Here is a 5,871-nt window from a genome sequence, read left to right as displayed (position 1 = left end):
GGGATGGTTTTATCTGGCTCAGAAATTCGGTTGGGATCTCGCTGTCCAACATGGACGGTCCTTTGGCCGTGACCACGCGATTGCAACAGACTGTTGGCAAAGGTCTGCTCCCAAGCCAACTGGTGTTTAACCTTGCCGTCAGGTATCCAGTAATCACGGAATTGCTGAAGTTCTTCAGCGGTGTAACCCGGCTCAGTGCCGACGTTCTTACCCCAGAGCGCAGCCTGACGCACGAAGTCTGGAGACGGGGTCCATGAGTCAGTGATCGGAAATTTACCCAATGGGCCAAAATCCAGACCGGGCCCAAAATCCTCGTTCTGAGGTTTGGGAGGGATAGCTGGCAGAGGTGGGTGATTTCCAGAAATATCATCCCCAGAATGACTTCCGCCCGCGCGTTCTCTCTCTGGGTTTAGATCTTCTCTTCTCTTCTCTTCTCTGTGGTTACGCGTTACGTTATTAGTAACGTTACTCGTTACGTTACTTTCCTGGAGTTTTTTCCGTTCACGAAACTCCTTCTGGCGCTGCGCATTTGTCTTGGCCGTAGCTGAGCGCATATCACCTGACGTATTGTATTCATTGAAGTTTGGAAGAATGACGCAGTTATTCTCCGCATCATAAATGGCCCAGCCTACGGTTGATAATTCAGCCCCAAAACCGGGTACTCCGACAATATCATCGATATCAGACAGGTCTGCATTTTCAAATACACCGTTACGCGAGTGTTCATTTGCCGCAGACCAAAACGCTACTAGTAACGACACCGTAACGTTACGGGTTACGTTACGCGTTACAACGTCTGATAACGTGGTGTTATGCGAAAGTGTGAACATTTTTCCCACCTCCGGTGAACGCTCCAGTATTCGCGCAATTCCGTTCACCTTCGGGCTGGTGACCAGCGACGTTCGCATTTTTATCCAGTCCCCGGCCATAGAGTCCTCCTGATGAACGATTGAGGGATGATTTATCCAGTCGCGGTCCGACACGCTGGCAAAACAATTTGTTGTTAGGCATACTTACCCCGCAATGATTTCGCAATGAATTGCACCAGAAAGCCGTTGGTGTTCGCGCACCGCGGCTTTCACCATTTTTGAACCGGTCATATAGCCCCCAGCATCATCTGCACCATTTCCATCAGCGGACCGGTTAAGCCAGGGTCAACGCGGTACATCTCCACTATCCCCTCGCTCAACTCTTTCAGCTTCTGATGACGTGGAGCATCCATCGCAACGGCTATCTTCGCTTCGCTGGTTTCTTTCTCCAGCCGAGCCAGACGGGCCATAACGTTGTTTTCTGGTAGCAGGCGATTGCGGAACTCGAGCGGCAGAACAGCAAGAATTGCCGGCGTCAACTGACGAACGTTCTCGCGGTACCGCTCGCTATTGAAATGGTTATCCAGGAAGCGGAACAGCTTCTGCCGGGCACGGCTGTGATCTGCCGGAAAGTCGATACCTTCGCCACCTATCCGGTGCCACTCTTCAACGATCAGGGCCGTTACAACGTCCTGCCCGGCTACTGCTGACCAGGCGCGAACAGCATCACGGAGGGCACCACAACTGACGCCCGGTTTTGGTTGAGCGCGATTTATCAGCGCTGCTGAAATGAACCCGTTACTCTGTTGATACGTAAGTGATTGCATAGTTACATTCCTTACTTTGGTAAACCGTCACTTGGGTTTGGATAGAGATCAGGGCGCAGCTCGTGTGGAGTTACGCCGGTAGCCGCGTAGATTTGAAGGACCCGATCAGCAGGCACCACGCCCTGGTACCGGTTTTTCCAGCGGCTGACCGACATCGGCTTGATGCCCAGCATGGTTGCGAGATTTGTTGCAGTGCCAGCGGACTTAATGGCTTTCGTTAACCCGTTCATCGTTGTCTCCGATTTGAATACAATCAAATTAAGCCTTAGACTTAATTTATTGTCAAGCCTGAGGCGAATTTTCAAGTTTAAGCAAAAGGCTTATTCTTCTAACCATGAAAGAGAAAACCGTACTTAATCCGATACTTGTCGAACGCCTTTCAGAGCTGAACGGGCGCGGTATGACCAAATCCGATATGGCCAGGGTTGCTGGGGTAACCCCGCAGTCTGTGAACGGCTGGTTTAAAAAAGGCGTGATCAGCAAGAAATCAGCTCTCGCTGTCGCTGACGCAGCTGGCGTGTCTGTGCCTTGGTTACTCGGTGAGGATGTCGGAGAGAAAGACGGACTCAAGCCTGACGAACAGCGCTTACTGGAGCTCTACCGCCAGTTGCCGAAAGAAGAGCAACAGAACATGCTCCGCATCTTCGCGATTCGCCTGAAAGAACTGGATGAGTTGTATGAGAAGTACATGAGTCGCAGAATTAAAGGCGACAAACCCGAATCAAATACTAACTAGACTTAACCGTAAGAAGGGGCAAGGATGGATAGCTTAAGGTATGAAAAATTTAGTGAATTTGATCATGACGATTCTTTTTTCGACTCTCTTAAGGCTGATTATACTGAGTTCCCGGTATGGCTGAAAAAAAAGGCCAATAATGGTGAGTCTGCTTATGTTCTCTATGATGATGCCCATCAGATCGAAGGATTCATGTATTTGAAAGAGGACGATGATGCCGAAGACATTTCCCCATCCCTACCTGACGGAAAACACCTTAAAATAGGCACATTCAAATTTGAATCAAAGGGAACGCTTCGCGGGCAGCGTTTTTTAAAAAAAGCATTTGATCATGCCATATCATCTGGGTCAGACGATATTTATGTTACTGTTTTCGAAAAGCATGAACACTTAATCAGGCTTTTCCAGACTTATGGTTTTTATAAGCATGGAGAAAAAGAGTCTGCTAATGGTAAAGAGTATGTCTACGCGCGCTCTATGCACGATGTTAATGGAGATGTGCTCCTAGACTATCCCTTGGTATTATCATCGCAGGGAAGAAAGTTTCTGCTGGCAATCTATCCAGCATTCCATACAAGATTATTCCCCGATTCAAAACTTGTGACTGAATCGCCTGACATGCTTGAAGATGTCTCCCATGCTAATAGTATCCACAAAATATATATCTGTGGAATGCGTAGCGTTGCAGGCATGAAACGCGGGGACATAATTGTTATATACAGAACTGGTGATAATCAAGGTCCTGCATATTACAGAGCAGTAGCAAGCTCTATTTGTGTTGTAGAAAACGTAAGGCATATGGATGATTTCCCGGATGAAGAATCATTCGTAAAATACTGTTCAAAATTTAGCGTCTTTTCTGAAGAGGAATTACGTGAGTACTATTCAAAAAGACAATATCCTTACGTACTGAGATTTACCTATAACTTAGCTTTACCAAAGCGCCCTAATCGTGCTACCTTAATAGATCAAGTTGGATTAAACGGCACTAGAGGTTTTCGCTGGAGCCATTTTGAATTGTCTGATGTGCAATTCAATAAAATTCTTGAACTGGGTAAGGTAGATGAAAGTTTTATTGTCAATCAAACCTGAATTCGCCGAAAAAATTCTTAATGGCACAAAGAAATTTGAATTCAGGAAGGGTATTTTTAAAAACAACAACATAACTACAGTTGTGATTTACGCAACCATGCCAGTTGGTAAGATAGTTGGCCAGTTCAGTATTGATGAAATACTGAAAAACGATCCAGAATCTTTATGGGTAAAGACCAAAAAATACGCCGGCATCTCCAAGAATTTTTTTGATAGTTACTACTCAGGCAGAGAGACCGCTTACGCTATAAAAGTTGGTGAAGTCGAAAGATTTGAAGTCCCTCTACCATTATCTTCTTTGGGAGATGGCATAAAAGCCCCACAATCTTTTCTCTACCTCTAAATCATGTTGATAAACCCGGCCACCGTGCCGGGTTTTGTATATCCTAACCCACCAGCTCCTCCTCTAATCTCCACCCCGAAGTCCCCGATCTCGACCTTAGCGTCGGGATTTTTTTTGCCTGCAATTCGGTGAACATCACGATTAAGCCTGAAACTTACAATCACATTTCGCCTGAAGCTTGACATGATTTAAGTCTCAGGCTTAATATGCAATCACCAAGACGCACCACGAACCACCCAGGCATGGAGCCCACGAAGTAGCCGTCCGGGGCATACGAAGACCGGAATGAGGTGGCGAGATTAACGCGCAGTAGGTTTGAAACGTTCCGCCAGCCTGGCGACAAGGGCAAAGCACGAGTGAGCTTCGCGGTGGCGAATTGCAGAGTGAAAAAGCTCAACCGTGAAGATCAGCGCCGCGGCGCCACTAGCGAAGTTCACTCAGAAAACTGGAGAACATCATGGTTCATCAGCACTACGGTACACAGACGGTAAACCGCGGCGCAGTTCAGCCTGGAATGCTCGTCAAACACAAGGATTCAACCTGGACGGCATCAGCTAATGCTCGTGGTCGTTTGTATCTGCATCGAGGCGTTGAGATGACTTACACCAGGGATTTGCTGGTTGAAGTTTATCTGAACGGTCTGGGGAATGGTCTCAGCCATTAACGGAGAGTGTCATGCAAGACAAGAAATGCGGTTATTGCAGCAAACCGGTTAAACCGGAAGAAGTAATCAAAAGTACCCTTCTCTATCGCAACGGCTCACAGCTGGCGCGTAAAGAGAAAGAGTACTGTTCCAGACGTTGCGCTTCGCACGACCAGATGGCTCACGAAGGCTAACGTACACCCCGCGCAAGGCGGGATTTACGTCCGGTGGCACCGACCAAAGTTACACCGGAAACAACATCAAAACCAAAGTTAACCCAATGGGCGCTATCAATGGCCCGGGGATTCTAACACCCAAAAATGAGGATCTCACATGGAATTCTTTTATGTGGTTAAAGCCACTCAGAAATCCGGAAAGCAAGATGCAGTGATTTGGTTCACTGCTAAAACCGAGGCTCGCGCCAACCTGCAGCTGGATGTTGCACTGGAAGATGCTGGCATCGAAACGGGTCGCGGTAAGGACTACGCAAAACCGATTCGCACTGATTTCCCGGTTGTTGATGACCTTCCGGAAGAAGGTGAAGTTGATTTCACTTGGTGTGATCGTTATGAACTGGCCGAAGACCAGCGCACCTGGAATGTTAAACAACAGGCTGAAGATGAGTCTGTCGACGACGCAGATATTGAAGACAGCACCGCAGAAGAATCTCAGCAGTCAGAGCAGCCGAACCTGATCGTCGTTGCCACGCTGCCATTCCGTCAGCGCGTACTGGCTCAGTTCATCGGTAATGGTGAATATCTCTATCACGTCGATGCCGGGCAGAAAAATGAGATTGTCCGCCTTGAGATGGACACTGATGACTCTTACGTCCAGAACCTGCTGCTGGCTGCTGAGAATGTGGAAGCATTCAAAAAAGCCATTGAGCACGATATTCATAAAGTCGTGAATGCCGTTAAGAAAGTCTTCCCTGTCGACGGTAAGAAACCGGAGCTGGCAACAGTTATCCAGTTCCTGACGGTGTGGTTCAAAACTGATTACATTGACCGCGGCCTACTGGTTAAAGAGTGGAGCAAAGGTAATCGTGTAACAACCATTAATCGCACACCTTCAGGTGCGAACGCCGGTGGCGGTATTGCCTCTGACCGCAAATTCCCGCAAACCATTCTCGGGCTGGAGCATGAAATTGCTCTGGCGTTACGTGCCCGTGACCGCGAATTTGATATTTACAACGTCCCACTGGATATAGAACTACAGGCAAACTCCATCATGAATAAGATGGACGATCCCGAATGGCTGGCGACTCGAGAGAGATTCGTTTCAATGCCTGGTAGCCTGGACTACTCACGTGCCTGCATTATCGCAACAGTAAAAACTACACCAGAAGGGCTTTATGCTGATCCTGTAAAACACCAAGAATATTTGAATAGAGTACTGACGGAAACCGACCACGCCAACCCAGA

The 5,871-nt window shown here is 47.8% G+C and carries 9 protein-coding genes; 6 read left to right on the top strand and 3 right to left on the bottom strand.

The window, feature by feature from the left end:
• The 3 genes from OGY72_RS07820 to OGY72_RS07810 all read right to left on the bottom strand — a co-directional run.
• A partial coding sequence (locus tag OGY72_RS07820) for a DnaT-like ssDNA-binding domain-containing protein (protein ID WP_286547537.1) occupies positions 1-929 on the bottom strand: 929 nt, incomplete at its 3' end.
• A 167-nt stretch (positions 930-1,096) separates the two neighbouring features.
• Positions 1,097-1,636, bottom strand: a complete 540-nt coding sequence (locus tag OGY72_RS07815) for a toxin YdaT domain-containing protein (RefSeq protein WP_286547536.1) — start codon at positions 1,634-1,636, stop codon at positions 1,097-1,099.
• Positions 1,637-1,647: 11 nt separating this feature from the next.
• Entirely contained in the window at positions 1,648-1,866 is a 219-nt protein-coding gene (locus tag OGY72_RS07810; protein ID WP_001619340.1) for a transcriptional regulator, read from the bottom strand.
• A 104-nt stretch (positions 1,867-1,970) separates the two neighbouring features.
• Between OGY72_RS07810 and OGY72_RS07805 the strand changes: the two genes are divergently transcribed.
• From OGY72_RS07805 to OGY72_RS07780, 6 genes are all read left to right on the top strand, one after another.
• A complete protein-coding gene (locus OGY72_RS07805) occupies positions 1,971-2,372 on the top strand; it encodes a helix-turn-helix domain-containing protein (RefSeq protein WP_286547535.1) in 402 nt (133 codons plus the stop codon).
• 24 nt (positions 2,373-2,396) lie between these two features.
• Complete coding sequence (locus tag OGY72_RS07800; protein WP_181029589.1) at positions 2,397-3,464, top strand: N-acetyltransferase; 1,068 nt, start codon at positions 2,397-2,399, stop codon at positions 3,462-3,464.
• On the top strand, positions 3,436-3,807 hold the full coding sequence (locus OGY72_RS07795; RefSeq protein WP_071687318.1) for an ASCH domain-containing protein: 372 nt from the start codon (positions 3,436-3,438) through the stop codon (positions 3,805-3,807). Before OGY72_RS07800 ends, OGY72_RS07795 begins: the two co-directional genes overlap by 29 nt.
• Positions 3,808-4,264: 457 nt before the next feature.
• Positions 4,265-4,471 carry a hypothetical protein gene (locus OGY72_RS07790; RefSeq protein WP_016156718.1) on the top strand — a complete coding sequence of 69 codons (207 nt, stop codon included), beginning with the start codon at positions 4,265-4,267 and terminating at the stop codon, positions 4,469-4,471.
• An 11-nt stretch (positions 4,472-4,482) separates the two neighbouring features.
• A complete protein-coding gene (locus OGY72_RS07785; protein ID WP_053389201.1) occupies positions 4,483-4,644 on the top strand; it encodes a YdaE family protein in 162 nt (53 codons plus the stop codon).
• Positions 4,645-4,783: 139 nt separating this feature from the next.
• A partial coding sequence (locus OGY72_RS07780; RefSeq protein ID WP_353655450.1) for a RecE family exodeoxyribonuclease occupies positions 4,784-5,871 on the top strand: 1,088 nt, incomplete at its 3' end.

This window comes from Citrobacter sp. Cpo221 (assembly GCF_030332345.1).
In the GTDB taxonomy this organism is placed as follows: Bacteria; Pseudomonadota; Gammaproteobacteria; order Enterobacterales; family Enterobacteriaceae; genus Citrobacter; species Citrobacter portucalensis.
Note: the sequence above shows the minus strand (reverse complement) of the source record. Positions and strands in the feature narration are given on the sequence as shown.

Bases quoted from the DNA above. Each gene is read 5' to 3' on its own strand.
- OGY72_RS07815 (WP_286547536.1), bottom strand. From the start codon at position 1,636: ATGCAATCACTTACGTATCAACAGAGTAACGGGTTCATTTCAGCAGCG.
- OGY72_RS07810 (WP_001619340.1), bottom strand. From the start codon at position 1,866: ATGAACGGGTTAACGAAAGCCATTAAGTCCGCTGGCACTGCAACAAAT.
- OGY72_RS07805 (WP_286547535.1), top strand. From the start codon at position 1,971: ATGAAAGAGAAAACCGTACTTAATCCGATACTTGTCGAACGCCTTTCA.
- OGY72_RS07800 (WP_181029589.1), top strand. From the start codon at position 2,397: ATGGATAGCTTAAGGTATGAAAAATTTAGTGAATTTGATCATGACGAT.
- OGY72_RS07795 (WP_071687318.1), top strand. From the start codon at position 3,436: ATGAAAGTTTTATTGTCAATCAAACCTGAATTCGCCGAAAAAATTCTT.
- OGY72_RS07790 (WP_016156718.1), top strand. From the start codon at position 4,265: ATGGTTCATCAGCACTACGGTACACAGACGGTAAACCGCGGCGCAGTT.
- OGY72_RS07785 (WP_053389201.1), top strand. From the start codon at position 4,483: ATGCAAGACAAGAAATGCGGTTATTGCAGCAAACCGGTTAAACCGGAA.